This window comes from Bacillus sp. N12A5 (assembly GCF_026790125.1).
Lineage (GTDB): Bacteria > Bacillota > Bacilli > Bacillales > Bacillaceae > Bacillus.
In genome coordinates, this window is sequence record NZ_JALAMR010000002.1 from 40,965 (window position 1) to 65,007 (window position 24,043).

22 protein-coding genes are annotated in these 24,043 nt (G+C 44.9%); 17 read left to right on the forward strand and 5 right to left on the reverse strand.

Annotated features, from left to right (window positions below; translation table 11 throughout):
* The first annotated feature begins 40 nt into the window (after positions 1-40).
* From MOC09_RS00550 to MOC09_RS00575, 6 genes are all read left to right on the forward strand, one after another.
* On the forward strand, positions 41-2,185 hold the full coding sequence (locus tag MOC09_RS00550; RefSeq protein WP_268369234.1) for a transglycosylase domain-containing protein: 2,145 nt from the start codon (positions 41-43) through the stop codon (positions 2,183-2,185).
* Positions 2,186-2,305: 120 nt separating this feature from the next.
* Positions 2,306-3,367 carry a uroporphyrinogen decarboxylase gene (hemE, locus tag MOC09_RS00555; protein ID WP_268369235.1) on the forward strand — a complete coding sequence of 354 codons (1,062 nt, stop codon included), beginning with the start codon at positions 2,306-2,308 and terminating at the stop codon, positions 3,365-3,367.
* Between the two features lie 71 nt (positions 3,368-3,438).
* On the forward strand, positions 3,439-4,371 hold the full coding sequence (hemH, locus tag MOC09_RS00560; RefSeq protein ID WP_268369236.1) for a ferrochelatase: 933 nt from the start codon (positions 3,439-3,441) through the stop codon (positions 4,369-4,371).
* Positions 4,372-4,385: 14 nt separating this feature from the next.
* Positions 4,386-5,798: a protoporphyrinogen oxidase gene (hemY, locus tag MOC09_RS00565; RefSeq protein WP_268362760.1), complete on the forward strand. Its 1,413-nt coding sequence runs from the start codon at positions 4,386-4,388 to the stop codon at positions 5,796-5,798.
* A 147-nt stretch (positions 5,799-5,945) separates the two neighbouring features.
* Positions 5,946-6,521: a TetR/AcrR family transcriptional regulator gene (locus tag MOC09_RS00570; RefSeq protein ID WP_268362757.1), complete on the forward strand. Its 576-nt coding sequence runs from the start codon at positions 5,946-5,948 to the stop codon at positions 6,519-6,521.
* 70 nt (positions 6,522-6,591) lie between these two features.
* On the forward strand, positions 6,592-8,919 hold the full coding sequence (locus MOC09_RS00575; protein WP_268369237.1) for a YhgE/Pip domain-containing protein: 2,328 nt from the start codon (positions 6,592-6,594) through the stop codon (positions 8,917-8,919).
* A gap of 41 nt (positions 8,920-8,960) precedes the next feature.
* Here MOC09_RS00575 and fabHB read toward each other — a convergent pair whose 3' ends face one another.
* Positions 8,961-9,938, reverse strand: a complete 978-nt coding sequence (fabHB, locus tag MOC09_RS00580) for a beta-ketoacyl-ACP synthase III FabHB (protein WP_268369238.1) — start codon at positions 9,936-9,938, stop codon at positions 8,961-8,963.
* A gap of 129 nt (positions 9,939-10,067) precedes the next feature.
* Between fabHB and MOC09_RS00585 the strand changes: the two genes are divergently transcribed.
* The 4 genes from MOC09_RS00585 (at position 10,068) to MOC09_RS00600 (ending at position 12,717) form a co-directional block, all read left to right on the forward strand.
* Complete coding sequence (locus MOC09_RS00585; RefSeq protein WP_268369239.1) at positions 10,068-10,844, forward strand: YhfC family intramembrane metalloprotease; 777 nt, start codon at positions 10,068-10,070, stop codon at positions 10,842-10,844.
* A gap of 96 nt (positions 10,845-10,940) precedes the next feature.
* A complete protein-coding gene (locus tag MOC09_RS20145) occupies positions 10,941-11,123 on the forward strand; it encodes a hypothetical protein (protein WP_311766266.1) in 183 nt (60 codons plus the stop codon).
* A gap of 134 nt (positions 11,124-11,257) precedes the next feature.
* Entirely contained in the window at positions 11,258-12,298 is a 1,041-nt protein-coding gene (locus MOC09_RS00595) for a M42 family metallopeptidase (protein WP_268357865.1), read from the forward strand.
* A gap of 11 nt (positions 12,299-12,309) precedes the next feature.
* Positions 12,310-12,717, forward strand: a complete 408-nt coding sequence (locus MOC09_RS00600) for an ASCH domain-containing protein (RefSeq protein ID WP_268369241.1) — start codon at positions 12,310-12,312, stop codon at positions 12,715-12,717.
* 36 nt (positions 12,718-12,753) lie between these two features.
* Here the strand turns inward: MOC09_RS00600 and gltT are convergent, their stop codons facing one another.
* Together gltT and yhfH are read right to left on the reverse strand one after the other, a co-directional pair.
* Entirely contained in the window at positions 12,754-14,043 is a 1,290-nt protein-coding gene (gltT, locus tag MOC09_RS00605; protein WP_268357868.1) for a glutamate/proton symporter GltT, read from the reverse strand.
* 270 nt (positions 14,044-14,313) lie between these two features.
* Positions 14,314-14,448, reverse strand: coding sequence for a protein YhfH (gene yhfH / locus MOC09_RS00610; RefSeq protein WP_003244802.1), 135 nt, complete (start codon positions 14,446-14,448; stop codon positions 14,314-14,316).
* A gap of 157 nt (positions 14,449-14,605) precedes the next feature.
* Between yhfH and MOC09_RS00615 the strand changes: the two genes are divergently transcribed.
* The 4 genes from MOC09_RS00615 to lcfB all read left to right on the forward strand — a co-directional run bounded on the left by MOC09_RS00615 (position 14,606) and on the right by lcfB (position 18,716).
* On the forward strand, positions 14,606-15,340 hold the full coding sequence (locus MOC09_RS00615) for an MBL fold metallo-hydrolase (protein WP_268369242.1): 735 nt from the start codon (positions 14,606-14,608) through the stop codon (positions 15,338-15,340).
* 12 nt (positions 15,341-15,352) lie between these two features.
* Positions 15,353-16,348: a lipoate--protein ligase LplJ gene (gene lplJ / locus MOC09_RS00620; RefSeq protein WP_268357871.1), complete on the forward strand. Its 996-nt coding sequence runs from the start codon at positions 15,353-15,355 to the stop codon at positions 16,346-16,348.
* Positions 16,349-16,412: 64 nt separating this feature from the next.
* A complete protein-coding gene (locus MOC09_RS00625; protein WP_268369243.1) occupies positions 16,413-17,057 on the forward strand; it encodes an SDR family oxidoreductase in 645 nt (214 codons plus the stop codon).
* A gap of 117 nt (positions 17,058-17,174) precedes the next feature.
* Positions 17,175-18,716, forward strand: coding sequence for a long-chain-fatty-acid--CoA ligase LcfB (gene lcfB / locus MOC09_RS00630; protein WP_268369244.1), 1,542 nt, complete (start codon positions 17,175-17,177; stop codon positions 18,714-18,716).
* A 39-nt stretch (positions 18,717-18,755) separates the two neighbouring features.
* On the opposite strand, the gene MOC09_RS00635 is transcribed toward lcfB, so the two are convergent.
* A complete protein-coding gene (locus MOC09_RS00635; protein ID WP_268369245.1) occupies positions 18,756-19,151 on the reverse strand; it encodes a hypothetical protein in 396 nt (131 codons plus the stop codon).
* Positions 19,152-19,300: 149 nt separating this feature from the next.
* Between MOC09_RS00635 and MOC09_RS00640 the strand changes: the two genes are divergently transcribed.
* Entirely contained in the window at positions 19,301-20,581 is a 1,281-nt protein-coding gene (locus MOC09_RS00640) for a M48 family metallopeptidase (protein ID WP_268357875.1), read from the forward strand.
* Positions 20,582-20,620: 39 nt separating this feature from the next.
* On the opposite strand, the gene aprE is transcribed toward MOC09_RS00640, so the two are convergent.
* Positions 20,621-21,766, reverse strand: coding sequence for a subtilisin AprE (gene aprE / locus MOC09_RS00645; RefSeq protein ID WP_268357876.1), 1,146 nt, complete (start codon positions 21,764-21,766; stop codon positions 20,621-20,623).
* Positions 21,767-22,208: 442 nt separating this feature from the next.
* Between aprE and MOC09_RS00650 the strand changes: the two genes are divergently transcribed.
* Both MOC09_RS00650 and MOC09_RS00655 read left to right on the forward strand, forming a co-directional pair.
* Positions 22,209-22,658 carry a GNAT family N-acetyltransferase gene (locus MOC09_RS00650; protein WP_268369246.1) on the forward strand — a complete coding sequence of 150 codons (450 nt, stop codon included), beginning with the start codon at positions 22,209-22,211 and terminating at the stop codon, positions 22,656-22,658.
* Positions 22,659-22,729: 71 nt separating this feature from the next.
* Positions 22,730-23,722 carry an NADPH:quinone oxidoreductase family protein gene (locus tag MOC09_RS00655; protein ID WP_268369247.1) on the forward strand — a complete coding sequence of 331 codons (993 nt, stop codon included), beginning with the start codon at positions 22,730-22,732 and terminating at the stop codon, positions 23,720-23,722.
* Positions 23,723-24,043: the final 321 nt, after the last annotated feature.

Consider the following 24,043-nt stretch of genomic DNA (forward strand, 5'->3'; position numbering starts at 1 on the left):
AATTTTTCCCATACTACCTTTAGAAAGGCGAGGTGAGTTCATGTTTAAGGTAAAGAAAAACAAACTTTTTATACCCATCATTATTTTAGTGTTAACTGCTTTTCTCGCTTTACTAGGATATATTTCAATTATTTTTCTCGGACATTATGTTATAGATGAAAAGAAGCTGATTCTTCATGCCTCTTCAAAAATTGTAGATCAAAACGGGAATGAGGTTGCAAGCCTGTATACAGAAAATCGCGAGCCGGTCTCGATCAATGAGATTCCGAAGCAGGTAAGAGAAGCGTTTATTGCAGTTGAGGATAAAAGATTCTACGAGCACCACGGCATTGATGCAAAATCTGTCGGAAGGGCAGTATACCGTGATATATTAGCAGGCGGAAAGGTGGAAGGCGGAAGCACGATCACCCAGCAGCTTGCCAAAAATATTTTTCTGACGCATGACAAAACATTTTTACGAAAAACAAAAGAAGTGATCATTGCAATCAACCTTGAACGGGATTACAGCAAGGACAAGCTGCTGGAAATGTATTTGAACCAGCTTTACTTCGGACATGGGGTATACGGCATCCAAGCGGCGTCTCACTATTATTTTAATAAAGAAGTAAAAGATTTAACTGTATCGGAAGGTGCGGTTCTGGCCGCTATACCGAAGGCGCCTTCTACGTATTCTCCTGTTTTGCATCCTGATAAAAATAAGGAGCGGCGCGATACGATTCTCGGGATGATGAATGACCAAGGCTTTATCAGTGCGAAAGAGGCTGTCAGCGCGCAGGGCCGGACACTCGGGCTGCACGTGAAGAAACAGTCGGAAACACCTTGGTTTGACAGCTATATTGATCTTGTGATTCAAGAGGCAGAAGACAAGTACTCGATTTCCGGAGAACAGCTTCTTCAAGGCGGATACACGATTAAGGTGCCGCTTGATTCGAAGCTGCAGAAGACAGCCTACCAGGTGATGAAAGAGGGAAGCTATTATCCCGGAACTGATCAGAATGCTGAAGGAAGCGCGGTTTTTATTAATAACAAGACAGGCGGTGTGGAGGCGGCGATCGGCGGAAGAGATTACACATCTAAAGGATATAACCGAGTGACAGCCCTCCGCCAGCCGGGTTCCACATTTAAGCCGCTTGCTGTATACGGACCGGCAATGCAGGAAAAGAAATTTAAGCCATATTCTCTATTGAAGGACCAGTTGCAATCCTACGGAGATTATACGCCCAAAAACTATGACAGCCAGTATGAAGGCGAAGTGACCATGTCTGACGCCATTACATACAGCAAAAACGCGCCGGCTGTCTGGACGCTGAATGAGATAGGTGTCGAAACAGGAAAATCTTATCTGAAAGCAAACGGCATGGATATCCCTGATGAAGGCCTTGCTCTTGCTCTAGGCGGCTTGGAAAAAGGCGTTTCACCGCTCCAGCTTGCCGGCGCGTTTCATACGTTTGCCGCGAATGGAACGTATACTGAGCCGTATTTTATTTCCAGCATAATAGATGAAGACGGAGAGGCTATAGCCGATCATAAAGAAGAAGGAAAGCGGGTCTTCAGCAAGCAGACGTCCTGGAATATGACGAGAATGCTGCAGCAGGTGGTCAAAAGGGGAACCGCCACATCCGGCACCTATCACGGCGATCTGGCGGGAAAAACCGGTTCAACGTCTTATACAGGCGTCTCTGGCGCGACAAAGGACGCCTGGTTTGCAGGCTATACGCCGAAAATAACCGGGGCAGTCTGGATGGGCTATGACAAAACGGATCAAAACCATTATTTAAAAGGCGGCAGCGCGTATCCGACGCGGCTGTATAAGGATATTTTGACACAGGCAGGAGAAACCGGCTCTGTGTTTACGAAGCCTAAAAACGTCAAAGAACTGGAAAGCCCGATAGAGCTGGAGCCAGTTAAAACACTGAAAGCGGATTACACATTTAAAGCTGCCGGACTGTTTACCATTGAATTAAAATGGGATGCCCAAGAGGATGATCGGGCTGTATACAGAATTTATGTAAACAAGGACGGCAAGGAGACGCTTCTTGATTCGGTTGAAGGAAAGGGAAGCTATGAGATCCCTTATGCCAACTTGTTTTCAGGCGCTTCTTATAAAATTGTGCCTTATAATACGCAGACAAAAAGAGAAGGGGAAGGAACCGAATACGTTCAGCCGAAACTATTTTCCTCTTAATGGAATTCGGCGATTTTTTGAACTTTAAGCTTCATTTCTATACCATTTGCCAAAAACGAGGTATAGTGTAATGGTCAAGAAATACGAACGTATGGTTGCAGTATGAAAGGTGGAAATCAGATGAGTAAACGAGAAACGTTTAACGAGACGTTTTTAAAAGCTGCACGGGGAGAAAAAGCGGATCACACGCCTGTATGGTATATGAGACAAGCAGGGCGCTCACAGCCGGAATACCGTAAGCTGAAGGAAAAATACGGATTGTTTGAGATCACACATCAGCCAGAACTTTGTGCGTATGTCACAAGGCTGCCGGTTGAGCAATACGGAGTCGATGCTGCAATCCTTTATAAAGATATTATGACTCCGCTGCCGTCAATCGGTGTGGATGTTGAAATCAAAAACGGGATCGGACCCGTGATTGATCAGCCGATCCGGTCTCTGGCGGACATTGAAAAACTCGGCCAAATTGATCCAGAACAGGACGTGCCGTACGTGCTTGAGACGATTAAACTGCTTGTCAACGAGCAGCTGAACGTCCCTCTCATCGGTTTCTCAGGTGCGCCTTTTACGCTGGCCAGCTATATGATTGAAGGCGGCCCGTCGAAAAACTACAATAAAACAAAAGCCTTCATGTACAGCATGCCGGATGCATGGAGTCTGCTGATGTCCAAGCTAGCCGACATGATTATCGTGTACGTAAAAGCGCAGATTAAGGCTGGCGCAAAAGCGATTCAAATCTTTGATTCATGGGTCGGCGCGCTGAATCAGGTAGATTACAGAACATACATCAAACCGGTAATGAACCGGATTTTTTCAGAGCTTGCGGAGGAGAATGTGCCGCTGATCATGTTTGGCGTCGGTGCGAGCCATTTGGCAGCTGATTGGCATGACCTTCCACTTGATGTGGTCGGGCTCGATTGGAGACTCGGCATTGATGAAGCCAGATCAAAAGGCATCACCAAAACAGTGCAGGGCAACCTGGATCCGTCCATTTTGCTTGCGCCATGGGAAGTCATTGAGAAGAAAACGAAGGAAATACTCGATCAGGGTTTGAAATCGGACAGCTTCATTTTCAACCTTGGACACGGTGTATTTCCTGATGTCAGCCCTGATGTTTTGAAAAAGCTGACGGCGTTTGTCCATAAATATTCACAAAACAAAAAAATGGGTCAATATTCCTAAGCATATCTTTTGGTATCTTGAAGATATCCTGTCAAAATGTTTGTATCAGATCATTAAAGAGGGTGTAAACAGTGAGTAGAAAGAAAATGGGGCTTCTCGTTATGGCGTACGGCACGCCTTATAAAGAAGAAGATATCGAGCGTTATTATACACATATCAGAAGAGGCAGAAAGCCTGAGCCTGAAATGCTTCAAGATTTGAAAGACAGATACGAAGCAATCGGCGGCATTTCACCGCTTGCCAAAATCACAGAGAAGCAAGCGCACAAGCTTGAACAGCACTTAAATGAGATTCAGGACGAGATAACATTTAAAGCGTATATTGGACTGAAGCATATCGAGCCATTTATTGAAGATGCTGTGGCAGAGATGCATAAGGATGGCATTACAGAAGCGGTCAGCATCGTGCTGGCACCGCATTTCTCCACGTTCAGCGTGCAGTCCTACAACAAACGTGCCAAAGAAGAGGCAGAAAAAATTGGCGGCTTAACGATTACGTCAGTTGAAAGCTGGTACGATGAACCGAAGTTCGTGAAATATTGGGTTGACCGAGTGAAGGAAACATATGCGTCAATGCCTGAGGATGAAAGAGAAAACGCAATGCTCATCGTATCCGCACACAGCCTGCCGGAAAAAATTAAAGAATTGGGAGACCCGTACCCGGACCAGCTTCATGAATCTGCTAAAATGATTGCTGAAGGTGCAGGCGTCTCCGAATATGCGGTCGGCTGGCAAAGTGAGGGGAACACGCCTGATCCTTGGCTCGGACCTGATGTGCAGGATTTAACACGTGATCTATTCGAACAAAAAGGCTATCGGGCATTTGTATATGTTCCTGTCGGATTTGTCGCGGACCACTTAGAAGTGCTTTATGATAATGATTATGAATGCAAAGTGGTAACTGACGATATCGGCGCAAGCTATTACCGGCCGGAAATGCCGAATGCTAAGCCTGAGTTTATTGATGCGTTGGCAACAGTTGTATTAAAAAAATTAGGACGTTAAAGAAGGCGATGAACATGAGTGAAGGCAAAAAACATGTAGTCATCATCGGCGGCGGCATTACCGGTTTAGCCGCCGCCTTCTATATGGAAAAAGAAATCAAAGAAAAAAATCTGCCGCTTGAACTGACGCTTGTTGAGGCAAGCCCGAGAGTCGGCGGGAAAATCCAGACTGTCAAGAAAGACGGCTATATCATCGAAAGAGGGCCTGACTCATTTCTGGAACGGAAGACAAGCGCTCCGCAGCTTGTCAAAGATGTAGGGCTTGAACATTTGCTTGTCAACAATGCGACCGGACAATCCTATGTGCTTGTAAACCGCACCCTGCATCCAATGCCGAAAGGCGCCGTAATGGGGATACCGACAAAAATAGCTCCGTTCGTTTCAACCGGCCTGTTTTCTTTGTCCGGGAAGGCAAGAGCTGCTATGGATTTCATCCTGCCTGCAAGCAAATCAAAAGACGACCAGTCATTGGGGGAATTTTTCCGCAGACGTGTCGGAGATGAAGTGGTTGAGAATTTAATCGAGCCGCTCCTATCAGGCATCTATGCAGGCGACATTGACAAGCTCAGCCTGATGTCGACATTCCCGCAATTTTACCAGACGGAACAAAAGCATCGAAGCCTGATTCTCGGCATGAAAAAAACAAGGCCTCAAAGCTCTGGCCAGCAGCTGACGGCTAAAAAACAAGGGCAGTTTCAGACCCTGACAACCGGTTTGCAGACCCTTGTAGAAGAGATTGAGAAGCAACTAAAGCTGACGAACGTGTACAAAGGCACAAAAGTGACCAAGATCAGCCGAGGCGGCACTGGCTACTCGCTCGAACTGGATAATGGTGTCACGTTAGATGCAGAATCAGTAATTGTAACTGCTCCGCATAAAGCGGCTGCAGGAATGCTATCTGAGCTTCCTGCCATTTCTCATTTGAAACATATGCACTCCACATCCGTGGCAAATGTGGCCTTGGGCTTTCCTGAAGGCGCCGTCCAAATGGAGCATGAAGGCACGGGATTTGTTATTTCCAGAAACAGTGATTTCGCGATCACAGCCTGTACGTGGACGAACAAAAAATGGCCGCACGCAGCGCCGGAAGGCAAAACGCTGCTTCGGGCGTATGTCGGAAAAGCCGGAGACGAATCCATCGTTGATCTCTCAGATAACGACATTATCAACATTGTGTTAGAAGACTTAAAGAAAGTCATGAACATAAACGGGGAGCCTGAAATGACATGTGTCACCCGCTGGCATGAAAGCATGCCGCAGTACCATGTCGGCCATAAGCAGCGCATTAAGGAGCTGCGTGAAGCACTGGCATCCGCATATCCGGGTGTTTACATGACAGGCGCTTCTTTTGAAGGTGTCGGAATTCCGGACTGCATCGATCAAGGAAAAGCTGCTGTATCTGACGCGCTTACCTATTTATTCAGCTAAAAACCTCCGCCATATAACGGGGGTTTTTTTATTTTGCAATGGCCATATTGTTTAAAAAAATGATTGATTTGATCAGCTGGTTATGATACATTTGCATATGTACTTAATGACTAAAATGTTCAAATGGTCAGTTTTGAGGTGAATACAATGTCAATAGATCGAAAAAAGCTCATTTTAGAGGCGGCTACAAAGTCTTTCACGCAGTTCGGGTATAAAGCGACGACAATGGATCTTGTGGCAAAGCTTGCGAACGTGGGGAAGGGAACCATTTATACTTTTTTCAAAAACAAAGAAGAGCTGTTTGACGAGATTTTCACTACTATATTGAAGGAAATGAAGCAAAAAGCGGACGAAGCGATGGAGCCGGATCTTCCGTTCCATGAAAATGTGCACAGAGCGCTGTTTGCCATTCTGGAATTCAGGAAAACACATCAGCTGACGATTAAAATTTTCCAAGAAAATGCTGAGATTGGTACAATAGCAGTTCAAGATGTAATTCAAAAAATGGAGCGTGCCATTCTCTCTTATATAAAAAATAAGATTGAAGACGGGATCGAAAGCGGTGCAATCAAGCCGTGCGACCCGGAGCTGACAGCTTTTGTGATGCTGAAGCTTTATATCGCACTCATTTTTGATTGGGAAAAACAGCATCCCCCGCTTGATAAAGAGACGATTGCAGAAATGCTTGAAGTGTATGTTGTCAAAGGATTGTCAGCTAACTAGATAATCCTTTCTCTTTGCAAGAAAATGACCATTTTTCATGATGAGTCAGTTTTAGAATGGAGGCATCAGGATGAACACAATACGAAGTCAGTGGAAAGACATCGTAACAAGTAAAAAACTATTGATTCCCATTATTGCCATTTTGTTTGTCCCGCTTATTTACAGCGGCGTATTCTTAAAGGCTTATTGGGATCCATACGGCACAGTTGACCAGCTGCCTGTCGTCGTTGTCAATCAAGACAAAGGAGCAACATATGAAGGAGAAAAACTTCAAATCGGCGATGATCTGGTTAAAGAATTAAAGGATAATGACAACTTTGATTGGCATTTTTCAACTGATCTCGACCAATCGTTAAAGGACTTATTAAATCAAAAATACTATTTAGTAGTCGAGATTCCTGAGGATTTTTCTAAGAATGCCAGCACTGTGTTGGACAAAAATCCGAAAAAGCTGGATCTGAAATACCATACGAATGCCGGTTCAAACTATGTAGGGGCAACGATCGGCGAAAAAGCGATTGATAAACTGAAATCCTCTGTTTCAAAAGAAGTGACCGAGCAATATACGAAAGTCATTTTTGATAACTTTAAAGATATCGCAAAAGGTTTGAGCGACGCGAGCAGCGGCGCGAAAAAAATTGATGACGGCACAAAGGATGCGAAAAACGGAAGCGCCCAGCTGAAAGAAAATCTGGCAAAGCTGAAGGAAAGCACAGCCACCATCAGTGACAAAACAGCGCAGCTTGCAGATGGAGCGGCTCAGGTGACGAGCGGCATCCAATCGCTTGACAGCTCGCTCGGTAAATTCCAGGACAGCAGCAACCAGATTTATGATAATTCTAACAAGCTTGCGGCAGGATCGGGCGAGCTGACAGGCAAACTGAATGAACTTCTTGGCGGACTTCAAAAAGTGCAGCAGGGCTTGCCTAATCTGACAAACGGGCTGGATCAGCTCAACAGTAAAGCGCAAGAAGGTTCTGAGAAAGCGGCAAAAGCGGAAAAAATCATAAATGCGCTCGATTTAACAAAGCTTGAAACAGCTGTGAACAACCTGGAAAAGTCAGAAACAGCGATGAAGGAATTCCAAAAACAGCTGACTGACTTTGAAAACAGCTTGAAAAACCGTGATCAGGCATTTAAAAATCTCATCAATTCAAGTGATTTCTTAACAGCGGAGCAAAAGAGCCAGCTGATTAATTCTGTTGAGAAAAAGCTTCCGCAAGTTGATGCGCCTGATTTTGATCAAATCTTAAGCCAGCTTCCTACAGCTGATCAGCTGCCTGACATTGCAACGATAAAAAGCTCTCTTGAAGATGTGAAAGCGGAGGTCGCACAGCTGAAAGCAATGCCGGAAGCTACATCTAAGCTTTATAACGGTGCAAAAACGACTCAAGATGCTATTGATAAATTAACCGAAGGAACTGAGAAGATATACAACGGTTCACAGCAGCTGACAGAAAATCAAAACAAACTGACAGCCGGTATCGGTGAATATAATAAGCAGTTCGCAAAAGCAAAAGCGGGCTCAGAGCAATTGGTAACAGGAAGCAGCCAAGTATCCGGCGGATTGTTTAAGCTGTTAGAAGGTTCCAAACAGGTCCAAAGCGGATCTTCAAAACTTGCAGACGGATCTGCATCACTTGATACAGGTTTAGGCAAGCTATTGGACGGCACAGGAGAGCTGTCTAGTAAGCTGAAGGATGCGGCTGACCAAACAGGAGATGTCGATGCTGATGATCAAACATACAGCATGTTTGCCGATCCGGTGAAAACCAAAGATGATGCCATTCATTCTGTTCCTAACTACGGAACAGGGCTGACACCTTATATCCTGTCAATGGGCTTGTATGTCGGCGGTATCATGCTGACGGTTGTCTTCCCGCTGAAGGAAGCATCAGGACGTCCGAGAAACGGTTTTGAGTGGTTCTTCAGCAAATTTAATGTCATGATGCTCGTGGGAATCATTCAATCATTGATTGTGGCGACGGTTCTTCTGCTAGGGATCGGTCTCGAGGTTGAGAGCACGTGGAGATTTTACGTGTTTACGATCATTACGAGTCTCGCTTTCCTGGCGATGATTCAATTTTTGGCCACCACAATGGGCAACCCGGGACGATTTATCGCAGTCATTATTTTAGTGCTGCAGCTGGGGGCGAGCGGAGGAACCTTCCCGCTGGAATTGCTTCCTCATTTCTATCAGGTGATTCATGGCGCATTGCCGATGACTTACAGCATTAATGGATTCAGAGCGGTTATTTCAAACGGGGACTTTGGCTACATGTGGCAGATGGCCGGCGTCTTAATCGGCATTGCCCTCGTCATGATTGCGCTCAGCATTACTTACTTTACGATTTTAAGCTGGAAGGAAGAAACATCAGAAGAACAGCCGGCTTCATAATGAAAAAGAACTTGTTTCCTTGGAAACAAGTTCTTTTTTTATTACATTCCCCATTTGACAAGCAATCCTGTATAGGTTAATCCGCCGCCGAACCCAAAAAGCATTAAGGTTTGGTCTTTTTTCAGCTTTCCGGCTTTCACTGCGAGATCCAGCGCCAGCACGATCGAAACAGAAGATGTGTTTCCGAAGGATTCGACACTGGTAAGCGTTTTTTCAATTGGGAACGGTGTTTTTTCACAAATTGACTCAATCATGCGCAAGTTGGCGCTGTGAGGCACAAACCAATCGAGATCATCAGAACTGAGCCCCGCTTTATGTAAAAGCCGTTCAAATTCGACGGGGATGGTTCTCGCCGCCCATTTATACACTTCTCGGCCATTTTGTACCATTTTACCGGAACCAGCAAGCGGGACTCCATTTAGGTCATTCCGCAAACCGGCACGGTATAAAATTTCTCCTCCGTTCCCGCTAGTTCCTTGGACGCAAGCTAAAAATCCAGGTGTCTCTTCATCACGTTCTACTAACAGCGCGCCCGCGGCGTCGCCGAACAGAACGCATGTCGTTCGATCGGTATAATCCGTAACCTTTGACAATGTCTCTCCCGCGATGACGAGAATTTTTTGATGAAGTCCGGATGTAATCAATCCGTTTGCCAAATGAAGGCCGTATGTCAGCCCCGCGCACGTCGCATTAATATCCAGCGCACCGGTGTTTTCCCAGCCGAAATATTCCTGCACACGGCAAGCTGTACTCGGAAAAGCATAATCGGATGTTGTTGTGGCAACAAGGATCATATCCACATCATCAAGCGTCCCTTCATAACGGCTCTTGAGATCCTTTACAGCTTCGATGCATAAATCAGAGGTGAACTTCTGTTCATCTGCGATCCGGCGTTCTCTCATTCCTGTGCGCTGAACAATCCATTCATCAGATGTATCAACAATCTTTTCTAAATCAGCATTAGTTAAGCGCCTGCTCGGCGCATAGGTGCCGATAGCTGTTATTTTTGCTTTTGACATATCAATCACTCCTTATGGTCAGATTATAACACTAGATATTAGTATCTGGTACTAAAAAGAAGGGTTTTTTGATAAAAATAGAGAAGTGTGAAATAAGGAATCTTTAAAATAGAAAAAGGAGGCTGAAAAATGGTCAGTCAAGAAGCAGTAGTCTTTATGGCAATATCCGGAGCTATTGCGTTTTTGTTGCCGATCGGACTGATTGTATGGTTTAAGCGAAGGTATGGCGCCTCGCTGAAGGTGTTTTTTATTGGCGCTCTCACGTTTTTTGTCTTTGCTCAGCTGCTGGAAGGCGGTGTTCATGTTTATGTACTGCAGGTGAATGAAATGACGAAAGAAGCGATGCAGCATCCATTATGGTATGGCATTTACGGGTGCTTAATGGCCGGAATTTTTGAGGAGTGCGGGCGGTATATTATGATGCGATTTTTTATGAAGCGCCATCATACTTGGGCGGATGGCCTGGCTTTCGGAGCGGGGCATGGGGGGCTTGAAGCCATCCTGATTACAGGCTTGTCCTCTATCTCACTTATTGTATACGCATTTGCGATCAATAGCGGGACATTTGAACAGCTTTTGATCAATGGCGATGTCAAACAGGCACTTTTACCGATTCAGGAGCAGCTGCTGCATACTCCTTCATATGAATGGCTGCTGGGCGGAGTAGAAAGAATCAGTGCCATTGCTGTCCAAATTGGTCTGTCTCTGCTTGTTTTGTACGCGGTTAAAAACCGCCGGCCGCTGTTTTTGCTGTATTCTATCCTTTTACATGCACTGTTTAATGTACCGGCGGTTTTATACCAAAAAAGAATAATAGAACATGCTGCTGCTGTTGAAATCATTGTTGCTCTGATAGCGGCCGTATCAGTTTATTGGATCGTAAAAGCAAAAAGGCTGTTTCAATAAAAGGTCCAAGCAGCAGCAATGCCCGCTTGGAAAAATGTGAATGGAAATATTCATTAAGCATGGGTCATCAGAATATTTCTGATTCGGTCTTTACCAATGACAGCAAGAGTGTCTGTGTTTTTTACAAGAGAAACAATGGTTTTTCTTTTTCTTCTTCTTGCAAGGGTCATGGCATTCTTTCTTTTTCTCGCAATGGTCGTGGAAATCTTTATCGAACCACTCGTCAAAGAACCAAAAATCATCGAACCAACTGTGACAATGACATTTCTGTTCATGTGAATGACGACAGCACATAGATATCCCTCCTCTTCCCATGCTTACTACAGCATATGAGAGATTGATAGGAAAAGATTGGACGGGTCCCTCGGGAAAAGAGTATATTTTAAATAGAAAAATAAAAGGAGGAATGTCCTGTGACGTCCGTACGTAAAACGATGGAGCTCATTAAAGAACTTGTATCGATCCCAAGCCCGACAGGAAATACATATGAGGTGATCAATTATATTGAAAGCCTTTTAAAAGAATGGAAGGTAGAAACAGTCCGGAACCATAAGGGCGGCTTAATTGCAACGCTTCCCGGACGCGATACATCCCGTCACCGCATGCTGACGGCGCACGTTGACACCCTCGGAGCTATGGTAAAAGAAATTAAAGCTGACGGCCGGCTGAAAATCGATTTGATCGGCGGCTTCCGCTACAACTCGATTGAGGGGGAGTATTGCCAAATTGAAACCGCCACGGGAAAAACATATACAGGAACAATTTTAATGCATCAAACGTCTGTGCATGTCTACAAAGACGCGGGAAAAGCTGAGCGGGATCAAGAGAATATGGAGATCCGCCTTGATGAACCTGTTCACTGCAGGAAAGATACGGAAGAGCTCGGCATTGGCGTCGGTGACTTTGTGTCGTTTGATCCCCGCGTCGAGATCACCTCAAGCGGATTTATTAAATCGCGCCATTTGGATGACAAAGCAAGCGTCGCCTTATTGCTCCGCTTAATTCATCAGATTCAAACAGAAGACATTGAACTGCCGTATACAACTCATTTTCTCATTTCAAATAATGAAGAGATCGGATATGGGGGGAACTCGAATATTCCTCCTGAAACGGTCGAGTATTTGGCGGTGGATATGGGGGCTATCGGAGACGGACAGGCGACAGATGAATATTCAGTATCAATTTGTGTGAAGGATGCGAGCGGGCCGTATCATTATCAGCTCAGAAAGCATTTAGTCCATTTAGCCGAGAAGCATCATATCGACTACAAGCTTGATATTTATCCGTACTACGGGTCGGATGCGTCAGCGGCGATCAAATCCGGGCATGATATTGTGCATGGCCTCATCGGGCCGGGAATTGACGCTTCGCATGCGTTTGAACGCACCCATAAATCATCTCTTCGCCATACGGCTAAGCTTCTGTACTACTATGTCCAGTCACCTATGGTATAAGGGGAAGGCGAATGAAGATTTATGAACTGAAAAGCACATTCGGCTGGGAAGGTGATGCCGGCTTGGGGGAACAGCTGATTCAGCAAATCATCGCTGGAGAAAAAACAGCCACATGCGCGCCGAAAATATTATATTCAAAAGATGAATTAATGGCCGTGTATCAAACAGCGGGTCAGCTTGTTACTGTTTATGATAAACATGACAATCCGAGATGCAATATAAAAGTGACAGATGTGTTTGAAACAACTTTTGGAGCGCCTGATATGCGGCTAGTCAAAGGGGAGGGCAATGGAGACCGAATTGATGAATTTCAGGAGGATCACCGGATGGCATGGGCGGAACTGATCAAAAGCGGTGAACTGGAGCTGGATGAGGATACGGTTTTGATTACAGAGCTATTTCAGCTAGCTACAGATTAAAAAAGCCTGCGGGGCAAGAACCCCGCAGGCTTTTCATTAACCGGAAATGGTTGCGTTTTGATCTGCTTTTGCTTGGGACATAACAGTTTCTGCTTTCGCAGGATTAAACATGCCTTCCCATTTAGACATAACAACAGCAGCAAGCGCATTTCCAGTCAGGTTGACAACTGTACGCGCCATGTCCATGATGCGGTCTACACCGGCAATAAAGGCAAGCCCTTCAGCTGGAACGCCGATCGTGCCAAGTGTCGCAAGCAAGACGACAAAAGAAGTACCAGGCACGGCAGCCATCCCTTTAGATGTCACCATTAATACGAGCACAAGCGTAATTTGGTGCCAAATTGTCAAATCAATGCCGTATACCTGTGCCAAAAACAGCGCGGCAATAGATTGATAGAGAACGGAACCGTCTAAGTTAAACGTATATCCGATCGGAATAACAAATGAAACAATGCCTTTCGGGCAGCCGATTTTCTCCATTTTTTCCATGATGCGAGGAAGAACTGTTTCAGAGCTGGACGTACTGAACGCCAGTAAAATTTCGTCCTTCATGTAAGCAAGGAATTTGAAGATGCTAATGCCGGCAATTTTTGCGACAATCCCGAAAATGACAATTAAGAAGAAAGCAAGCGCGACATAAACCAATCCGACGAGCTTTCCAAGAGAGAGAAGAGAACCGAGCCCGAATTTAGACACAGTCACTCCGATTAGTGCGAAAACGCCGAATGGCGCTACTTTCATGACAAGGTTTACAACGTGGAACATAGCATGGGATACGCCTTCAAAAAAGGCTAATACAGGCTTTCCTCTTTCGCCGATCGCTGAAATTCCCAATGCAAATAGTACTGTAAAGCAGATAATGGCAAGAAGATCCCCTTCAACCAATGATTGGAAGAAGTTGGTCGGCACAATATGCAGGAACGTTTCCGCCACTGATTTATTGCTTTGTTCTTTTTCAGTTTCAACATATTGACTAATGTCCGTTTTTTGAGCTTCGTGTATATTAACTCCTGTACCCGGATGGAAGATGTTTGCAAGGGCTAGTCCGAGAATGATGGCAAAAGTGGTAATGATCTCGAAGTACAGAATCGTTCTGAAGCCTAGTTTACCGACTTGCTTTCCATTTCCTGCACCGGCTACACCGATGATTAAGCTGGATACAACAATAGGAATCACTATCATTTTGATTAAGCGTAAAAAGAGATCCCCGACTGGCTGCAGATAAGTAGGCAGTGCTGGGTTGCCATACCAAATGACGCCAACAATGACACCTAGAATAAGTCCAACGAATATTTGTGTGGCTAATCCAAACTTAATTCTTTTCATAGATTACCTCCCAAAAAACAAAGTATCAACATATATCATGAATAGACATATATTTAATCTCACTATTAGATCAAATTATAATAGATAAGAATAGAATTCGTCTATAGTAAATTATATTTCGAAAATAAAGAATATTCAATGATGTTAGCGTAATCACCAGAATTATCTAAAAACAGGTGAGCTTTGACCTAACTTGACTATTATTTCAAAATGAAAAGATATGTGAATAATCAAGAAAATCCCACGCGTAAGGCGCGGGATTTTCGCTCATTACAAATCGTTTACTTTTATACAGTCATTGCAGATATTACCATAACATTCATGCTGTTCTTCTATCTTTTTTCCGCATTCCGCGCACTTTTTCGAAGGCAGGTTTCTAAAAAATTCTGTGATTTTTCCCAGCATAACCAATCCCTCTTTCCCCTTTGTAGTGATTTCATTGTAATATAACAGATTGAAAAAATCAATAACTGTTTTGATACAATGTTTAAAACATGCTTTTTTTAAGAAAAATGGGTATATTGAAGGAGGATCAATTTTCTTGAAAAGATAGGAGGACATTATGAAAGTTACAGTTATCGGATGCTATGGCGGTTTTCCGGCTGCAAATGAAGCAACGTCGGGCTATTTGTTTCAATCAGGTAATTACTCTTTGCTTGTCGATTGCGGCAGTGCCGTATTGTCTAAGCTGTTCGGGTATGTGCCGGCGGAAAAGCTGGATGCGGTCGTTCTGTCTCATTATCACCATGACCATATTGCTGACATCGGGCCGCTGCAATTTGCCAAACAAGTCGGTTCGTTTCTCGGCAAAGGAGAGCACACGCTTCCGATTTACGGACATGATGCTGATATAGAACAGTTTCAAAAGCTTACATATAAAACACATACGAAAGGGATTGCCTATCAGCCGGATCAGGCGCTGACTGTCGGTCCGTTTACGATCACCTTTTTAAAAACAATCCACCCGGTGACCTGCTATGGCATGCGGATTACTGACGGCAGCCATACTGTCGTATATACTGCTGACTCCAGCTATCAGGATTCATTTATTCCGTTTTCGAAAAATGCCGATTTGCTCATCTCAGAATGCAATTTTTATGCTGATCAAGATGGGACAAGCGCTGGCCATATGAACAGCCTGGAGGCCGGGCGAATTGCAAAAGAAGCGGGAGCGGGAGAGCTGCTGCTGACGCACTTGCCGCATTTCGGCGTTCATGACAATCTCCGCAAAGAAGCGAAAACCGTTTTTAACGGTAAAGTGAATATTGCGAAATCAGGTTTTGTGTGGGAAGGATAAAGGAGGAGCACCATGTTATTTATAGACAATCAAAACATCAATGATCCGCGGATCAATCTTGCTATCGAGGAGTACTGTGTAAAGCACTTAGACCCTGAACAGCCGTATTTGCTCTTTTACGTGAATCAGCCGTCTATTATCATTGGGAAAAACCAAAATACAATAGAAGAAATCAATACAAAATATGTAGACGAAAACGGGATCATCGTTGTCCGCCGTTTATCAGGCGGGGGGGCTGTATATCATGATCTGGGAAATTTGAACTTCAGCTTTATCACAAAGGATGATGGGGACAGCTTTCATAACTTCAAAAAATTCACTGAGCCGGTGATCCAGGCTTTACACCAGCTTGGGGTTGAAGCAGAATTGAGCGGCAGGAACGACATTGTAGTAGACGGCCGGAAAATATCCGGAAACGCCCAGTTTGCGACAAAAGGACGCATCTTCAGCCACGGCACCCTCATGTTTGATTCAGCGATTGATCATGTCGTGTCTGCGTTAAAGGTGAAAAAGGATAAAATTGAATCAAAAGGCATTAAATCGATCAGAAGCCGCGTGGCAAACATCAGTGAGTTTCTTGATGAAAAAATGACCACGGAAGAATTCCGCAGCCATTTGCTTCGCCATATTTTTAACACAAATGACATTCAAAACGTACCGGAGTATAAGCTGACGGAAAAAGATTGGGAAGTTATTCATCAAATTTCGAGAGAACGCTATCAAAATTGGGATTGGAACTATGGGCGCTCACCGAAATTTAACCTCAATCATTCGAAACGTTATCCGATCGGTTCGATTGATTTGCGCCTGGAAGTGAAGAAAGGCAAAATTGAGGATTGCAAAATCTTCGGAGATTTCTTCGGAGCCGGTGATGTATCTGAAATCGAAAACCTGCTGGTTGGAAAACAATATGAACGCAGCGTTATCGCTGATGTCCTGGAAAATGTGAATCTCAAGCATTATTTTGGGGACATTACGAAAGAGGATTTTCTTGATCTGATTTATTAAGGCGAAACACATTGTTTGAAAGAGCGGTTGTGTTTTTGAAATAATGGAGACAGGAGGGATTCACATGAAGGTGTTTTTAATCGGAGCGAACGGACAAATCGGACAAAGACTCGTTTCTTTATTCCAGGACAATCCTGATCATTCCGTCAGAGCGATGGTCAGAAAAGAAGAACAGAAAGCGTCTCTCGAAGCTGCCGGTGCAGAGGCTGTGCTTGCGAATCTGGAGGGCAGCCCGGAAGAAATCGCCTCCGCGGCAAAAGGCTGTGACGCGATCATTTTCACAGCCGGTTCCGGCGGCAGCACAGGCTATGATAAAACGCTGCTGGTGGATCTTGATGGAGCGGCAAAAGCCATTGAAGCTGCGGACATTGCCGGAATCAAGCGGTTTATTATGGTCAGCGCCCTGCAAGCCCATAACCGTGAAAATTGGAATGAGACACTCAAACCTTATTATGTGGCCAAGCATTATGCTGATAAAATTCTGGAAGCGAGCGGTTTAACTTATACGATTATCCGTCCGGGAGGCCTTCGCAATGAGCCTGGAACGGGAACTGTTTCAGCAGCGAAGGATCTGGAGCGGGGATTTATTTCCCGTGATGACGTTGCAAAAACGGTCATTGCCTCTTTAGATGAGAAGAATACGGAAAATCGGGCCTTTGATCTGACAGAAGGAGATATTCCGATTGCCGAAGCATTGAAGAAACTATGACAGTACTGACACTCAGGGCTTTTTGCTCTTGAGTGTTTTTTTCTGTTTCTCTATAATGGAGGAGAAAGCTTGGCTTCAATAATGAATGACTATTCATTCACTTTAAGGGGTGGGAGAATGAATCTTGTTTCAAAATTGGAAGAAACAGCATCTGAGAAGCCCGACAGCATCGCATGCAGGTTTAGGGATCATACTATGACGTATCAGGAGCTGAATGAAAGCATTCAGCGATTTGCGGACGGCCTTCAGGAAGCCGGTATGGAGAAAGGGGACCATCTAGCTTTGCTGCTTGGCAATTCGCCGGATTTTATCATCGCATTTTTTGGTGCGTTAAAGGCTGGAATCGTAGCCGTGCCCATCAATCCGATGTACACGCCGACAGAAATCGGTTATATGCTGACAAATGGTGATGTAAAAGCAATCGTGGGCGTTGATCAGCTTTTGCCGCTTTATGAAAGCATGCATGAGTCGCTGCCGAAGGTTAAGCTCGTCATTTTATGCCAGACGGGAGAGGCTGAGCCGGAAGCTTCAGACCCAGAGGTCAGAATGAAAATGACAACGTTTGCAAAAATCATGCGCCCGACATCTTCCGCTCAACAAAACCCAGAGATTGTCCCTGATGCTACCGCGGTTATTTTATATACGTCAGGAACAACCGGAAAACCGAAAGGCGCAATGCTGACCCATCAGAATTTGTACAGCAATGCCAACGATGTCGCCGGCTATTTGGGAATGGATGAGAAGGACAATGTGGTTTGCGCTCTTCCCATGTTTCACGTATTTTGTTTAACCGTTTGCATGAATGCTCCGCTGATGAGCGGTGCAACCGTTTTGATTGAACCTCAGTTCAGTCCGGCATCTGTTTTTACGCTTGTTAAGCAGCGGAAGGCGACCATTTTTGCGGGTGTGCCTACAATGTATAATTACTTGTTTCAGCATGAAAACGGCAAGAAAGATGATTTTTCTTCCATCCGGCTGTGCATTTCGGGAGGAGCGGCCATGCCAGTCGCACTGCTGACGGCGTTTGAAGAAAAATTCGGCGTTACCATTTTGGAGGGCTACGGGCTCTCAGAAGCATCGCCCGTCACGTGCTTTAACCCGTTTGACAGGGGAAGAAAGCCGGGCTCCATCGGGACAAGTATCTTACACGTCGAAAACAAGGTCGTAGATGCGCTCGGACGCGAGCTGCCCGCTCATCAGGTCGGTGAATTGATTGTGAAAGGCCCCAATGTGATGAAGGGCTATTATAAAATGCCGATGGAAACAGAGCATGCGTTAAAAGATGGGTGGCTTTATACGGGGGACTTGGCTAGACGGGATGAGGACGGCTATTTTTACATTGTTGACCGGAAAAAAGACATGATCATTGTAGGGGGATACAACGTATATCCGCGTGAGGTGGAAGAAGTGCTGTACAGCCACCCGGATGTCAAGGAGGCGGTCGTTATCGGCGTGCCTGACCCACAAAGCGGGGAAGCGGTAAAGGGATATATTGTACCAAAGCGCTCTGGGGTTACAGAAGCGGATATCATGCAGCACTGTGAAAAACATCTGGCAAAATACAAACGGCCAGCCGCCATTACGTTTCTTGACGATATTCCGAAAAATGCGACGGGGAAAATGCTCAGACGGGCGCTCAGAGATATTTTGCCACAATAAAATGAAAAAGCGAAGCGGCGGAGCTTCGCTTTTTCATTTTCAATCCTTTGCTTCTTTTTTCATAATGTTTAGCAGCGCCTTTGTATCGCTTTTACTTAATTTGTAGTATGTGCCGTCCTTCAAATAAACGGCTTGCTGGCTGCCGTCAATCCATAGCCTGAATGAGTCAAAACGGTCTTTATGAAACTTGATTGTCCCTTCGTAATCAGGGGGTGATGTTTTTTCTGGCTTCATCTGTTTCCCCTGATTCATAATGTCCAGCATATCCTTAACATGCTGCCTTTTTTTAATTTCGATATCCTCCTGGCCGTTTGTAGACAGTGTGATCATATCCGCATCTACTGATTGATACACATCGCCTGACCGGCTGTAAAGGTAGAAAAATGCAAGAAACACAAGACCGATAACCACGATGGCTGCCACGATTTTTTTCATTTTCATCACTCCAAACGTTGTTAGTTTTCCCAGCGATCGGGCTTTCCATGCTTAAAAGGACGGAAAAGTGCGAATGCACAGCTTGGTTCTAAGAATTTGAATTTATGATTACAATAGAAGTAACGGGTAGATGTGAGGAGTGAGGCGTTATGCGCAAGTGGATTGCGGCGGCAGGGCTTGCTTACGTGCTGTACGGGCTGTTTTTTTATTGGTATTTTTTCCTGTCCGGTGATTCCGCCGTACCGGAGGCCGTAAAAGGGACGCAGGCTGATCCGGCTTCTTTCATGAAGCCGTCTGAATTGGCAGTGGCCGAGCAATATTCGAATGTAAAGAACTTTTTATTTTTTATCGGAATTCCTCTTGATTGGTTTTTGTTTTTTGTATTGCTGATCAGTGGCGTTTCTAAGAGAATCAAGAAATGGATGGAAGCGGCCGTCCCTTTTCGTTTTTTGCAAATCATTGGTTTTGTGTTTGTGCTTTCGCTTATCACAACGTTGGTGACGCTGCCTTTAGATTGGATAGGCTATCAAGTATCGCTTGAATTCAATATTTCCACACAGACTGCAGCCAGCTGGGCCAAGGATCAGGTCATAGACTTTTGGATCAGCTTTCCAATCTTTACGCTTTGCGTTCTCGTGTTTTATTGGCTGATCAAAAGGCATGAAAAAAAATGGTGGTTATACGCGTGGCTGTTAACTGTGCCGTTTTCGCTGTTTTTGTTTTTCATTCAGCCGGTCATTATCGACCCTTTATACAATGATTTTTATCCGCTGAAAAACAAAGAGCTTGAAAGCAAAATTTTAGAGCTGGCAGAAGAAGCCGATATACCGGCGAATCATGTATATGAAGTGAACATGTCTGAAAAAACAAATGCGCTGAATGCCTATGTCACAGGAATTGGGGCGAACAAACGGATTGTGTTGTGGGATACGACACTGAACAAACTTGACGATTCAGAAATTCTCTTTATTATGGGCCACGAAATGGGCCATTATGTCATGAAGCACGTCTATATCGGACTGGCCGGCTATTTGCTCGTGTCGCTCGCTGGATTTTATTTCATTGATAAGCTTTACAAGCGGACGGTCCGCTTTACCCGCAATATGTTTCATTTAGAGGGACGGCATGACCTTGCAGCACTGCCGCTGCTATTGCTTTTGGTGTCCGTTTTGAGCTTTGCGGTCACGCCTTTTTCTAATGCGGTTTCGCGGTATCAGGAGAATCAGGCTGACCGGTATGGGATCGAGCTGACGGAGAACAGAGAAGCCGCTGTGAAGACGTTTCAGGATTTGGCTGTGACGGGACTGAGCCAGGTTGATCCTCCCGTGCTTGTAAAAATTTTCAGAGGCAGCCACCCTTCGATTATGGAACGGATACAACACGCGGAAAAAGAAGAGAATGCGTCGGAACATCAGGATGCCGACAAATAAAAAAGAAGCAGGTATGGAGGAACCTGCTTCTTTTTAATATTATTGTGCAGCTGCTTGTACGTTGATTAACCCTTTTCCATAGTAGAAAGAGTTTCCAAGGTATGTTGCAGTGCTTTCTAAACGATCACGGACTTGCGCGTTTGTCCAAGTCGGGTGCTTAGAAAGAATTAACGCTGCTGCTCCGGCAACGTGAGGAGTCGCCATGGACGTTCCGTTGTAAGCACCGTAAGTGCCTCCAGGAAGTGTGCTTTGGATGGATACGCCAGGAGCCATCACATCAAGCTCAGAACCTGCGCTTGAGAATGAAGCTCTTTGGTTGCTGCTGTTTACCGCACCTACCGCAATGGTAGAAGGATATTTTGCAGGGTAGCCGACTGTGCTTGTGCTTCCGGACGAACCTTCGTTTCCGGCAGCGGCGGCAACAACGATGCCGCTGGAAACGGCTTTGTCAACGACTGTTTTCAGCGCTGTAGAACCAGTAGGTCCGCCAAGGCTCATGTTGATGACATCCATATTGTTGGAAATGGCCCACTCAATGCCGTTAATAATCCAGCTGTATTGGCCGCTTCCTGATGAATCAAGAACTTTTACTGCATATAACGATGCGTTTGGCGCTACGCCCAGTACACCGATTGTGTTATTAAGAGCGGCAATTGTACCGGCTACATGCGTGCCGTGAGAGCTGCCGTCCTGGTATGGGTTTGTTTCAGAAGGTACGAAGCTTGCTCCGCCTTTAACGTTTAAGTCAGGATGAGAAGAGTCAATTCCGCTGTCGATAACAGCTACTTTTACGTTAGAGCCTGTGTAGCCTTGAGAGTGAAGAGCCGGCGCTTTAATTTGAGAAATGCCGTAAGGAACAGATTGCGCATATTCATGTGCAATATGATCTTCTTCCACATATGCAACACTCGGATCTTGCTTTAATTCTTTTACAGCTTTTTCATCCAATGTTGCTGCGGCTGCGTTAACATATTTGAACTGCTTTTGAACTTTTCCGCCTTTCTCAGAAATAACATCCTTTTTCTTAGCGGAACTCATGGCACTCATTGTCTGTTTAAATCCAACAATATACTTCTTTTCTGTACTGCTTTTTCCGGCAGCCTGCGCAGACATGTTGCTGAACGCCATCGTAAAGATTAACGTTAACGCAAACAACAAACTGATCCACAATTTTTTGCTTCTCACTCTTTACCCTCTCCTTTTAAAAAGATTCAGATTAGACCCATTAGAGGGACTATTCTGTAAATTTATTGTAATAGATGGATTAATATTTTAGTAGACCTATTTTTTCGCGATGATTTTAACTCTATTTAGGTATATCATCTCTCGTTATTTCCGTAGAGACTCGAAATAACGATTTTCATACAGAAAAGAACGAAAATAGACATGAGTAAATGTTCATTATGCTGAAATGTCATCCTTTTTTAGGTTAAATGCTCCTGTGTCCCGGCAAATTCCTGTCGAAAAAATTCCTTCTAATGACCTGTGTATGTTGCGGGTCGGTTATTGGATATTATTGTGATATTTTTTTAATGCATGCTGATAAAAGTATTCTGAAAAACAAACTTTACAGAAAATTCTACTAAAGATAAAATAAAACGATTATAGAGAGGGAGGAAGAAATAATATGAATATTCGACAAGCAAAGTTATCAGATGCGGCAGACATCGCACCTCTGTTTAACCAGTATCGGGAATTTTATAAGCAGGCGTCCGATCTGAAAGGGGCGGAGGCTTTTATAAAAGCGCGTTTGGAAAATCACGAGTCTATTATTTTGATCGCTGAAGAAAATGAAGAATTCATAGGCTTTACCCAGCTCTATCCAACGTTTTCTTCTGTGTCCATGAAAAGAATCTATATATTAAATGACTTATTCGTCGCTCCTCATGCGCGAACAAAGGGAGCCGGCGGGCAGCTGCTGTCTGCCGCGAAGGATTATGCTGCGGAAAACGGGGCAAAATGTTTATCGCTTCAGACGGAACACCATAATCGGACGGCAAGAAGCCTATATGAGCAAAACGGCTATGAAGAGGAAACAGCATTTGTCCATTATCGTCTCAATGTGCCGGCGAAATGAAAATGGAAGCTTGATGATTTGGTTTTTTGAACGTTCTTCGGTTACGATATAAATGAAAAGGAGTGTGCCGAATGTCAACGTTATTTCAAGCATTGCTGGCAGAAAAAAATGCCGATGAGGTTTCAGTCAATGTAAAAACCATGTCAACAGAGGATTTGCCGAAAGACGGTTTTCTGATTAAAATCGCTTATTCCGGCATCAATTATAAAGATGGCCTGGCCGGAAAAGCAGGCGGAAATATCGTCAGAGAGTATCCGCTAATTTTAGGCATTGATGCTGCGGGTACGGTCGTCTCTTCCAATGATCCGCGTTTTGCCGAGGGGGATGAAGTGATTGCGACCAGCTATGAGCTTGGTGTCTCTCGCAATGGCGGATTAAGTGAATATGCTTCAGTGCCTGGTGACTGGCTGGTGCCTTTGCCAGCGAATCTTACTTTAAAAGAAGCGATGGTGTACGGAACGGCGGGATTCACTGCGGCGTTATCGGTGCATCGGCTTGAGCAGAACGGGCTGTCTCCCGAAAAAGGGAGCGTGCTCGTCACAGGAGCAACCGGCGGAGTCGGCGGTATTGCCATATCGATGCTGAACAAGCGGGGCTATGATGTGGTGGCAAGCACCGGAAACCGGGATGCCGCTGACTATTTGAAGCAGCTTGGTGCTAGCGAAGTGATCAGCAGGGAAGATGTCTATGACGGAACGCTTAAAGCGCTGTCCAAGCAGCAATGGCAGGGAGCGGTTGATCCTGTTGGCGGAAAACAGCTTGCGTCGCTTTTAAGCAAAGTCCAATATGGCGGATCTGTCGCGGTGAGCGGATTAACGGGCGGGGGAGAGGTTCCTGCAACGGTGTATCCGTTTATTCTCCGCGGGGTCAGCCTGCTCGGAATCGACTCAGTGTATTGCCCGATGGATGTCAGAGCCGCTGTTTGGGAGCGCATGTCTTCTGATCTCAAGCCTGATCAGCTGCTGTCAATCGTGGACAAGGAAGTATCATTGGAAGAAGTCCCGGCTGCATTAAACGATATTTTGCAAAATCGCATTCAAGGAAGAATCATTGTGAAGCTTTAATAGGTCAGCTTGCAGAGAAAGCCAAGCTTTTCTGCAAGCTTTTGTATGTTCAGGAATATGTACAAGGTATTAAGCTGCGAACTGCTGTGCCCGAAACATACGCGAATGCCCCTTTAAATGATGTTCCAAATGAGCTTGTCAGATATGCCTCGTTACTGTAACGCCTGCGTAACTAAGTTTCTGGTGCACTGATCTAAAACATCAATGCTTGTCATGTTTCATTCTCTAAATATGAATTGATATCGTTAACAAAAATAAGGTCATCGGCCAGGAGTTCATCCAAGCTTCGATTCTCTTGAAAGCTGTTTTTAATCGTTCCTC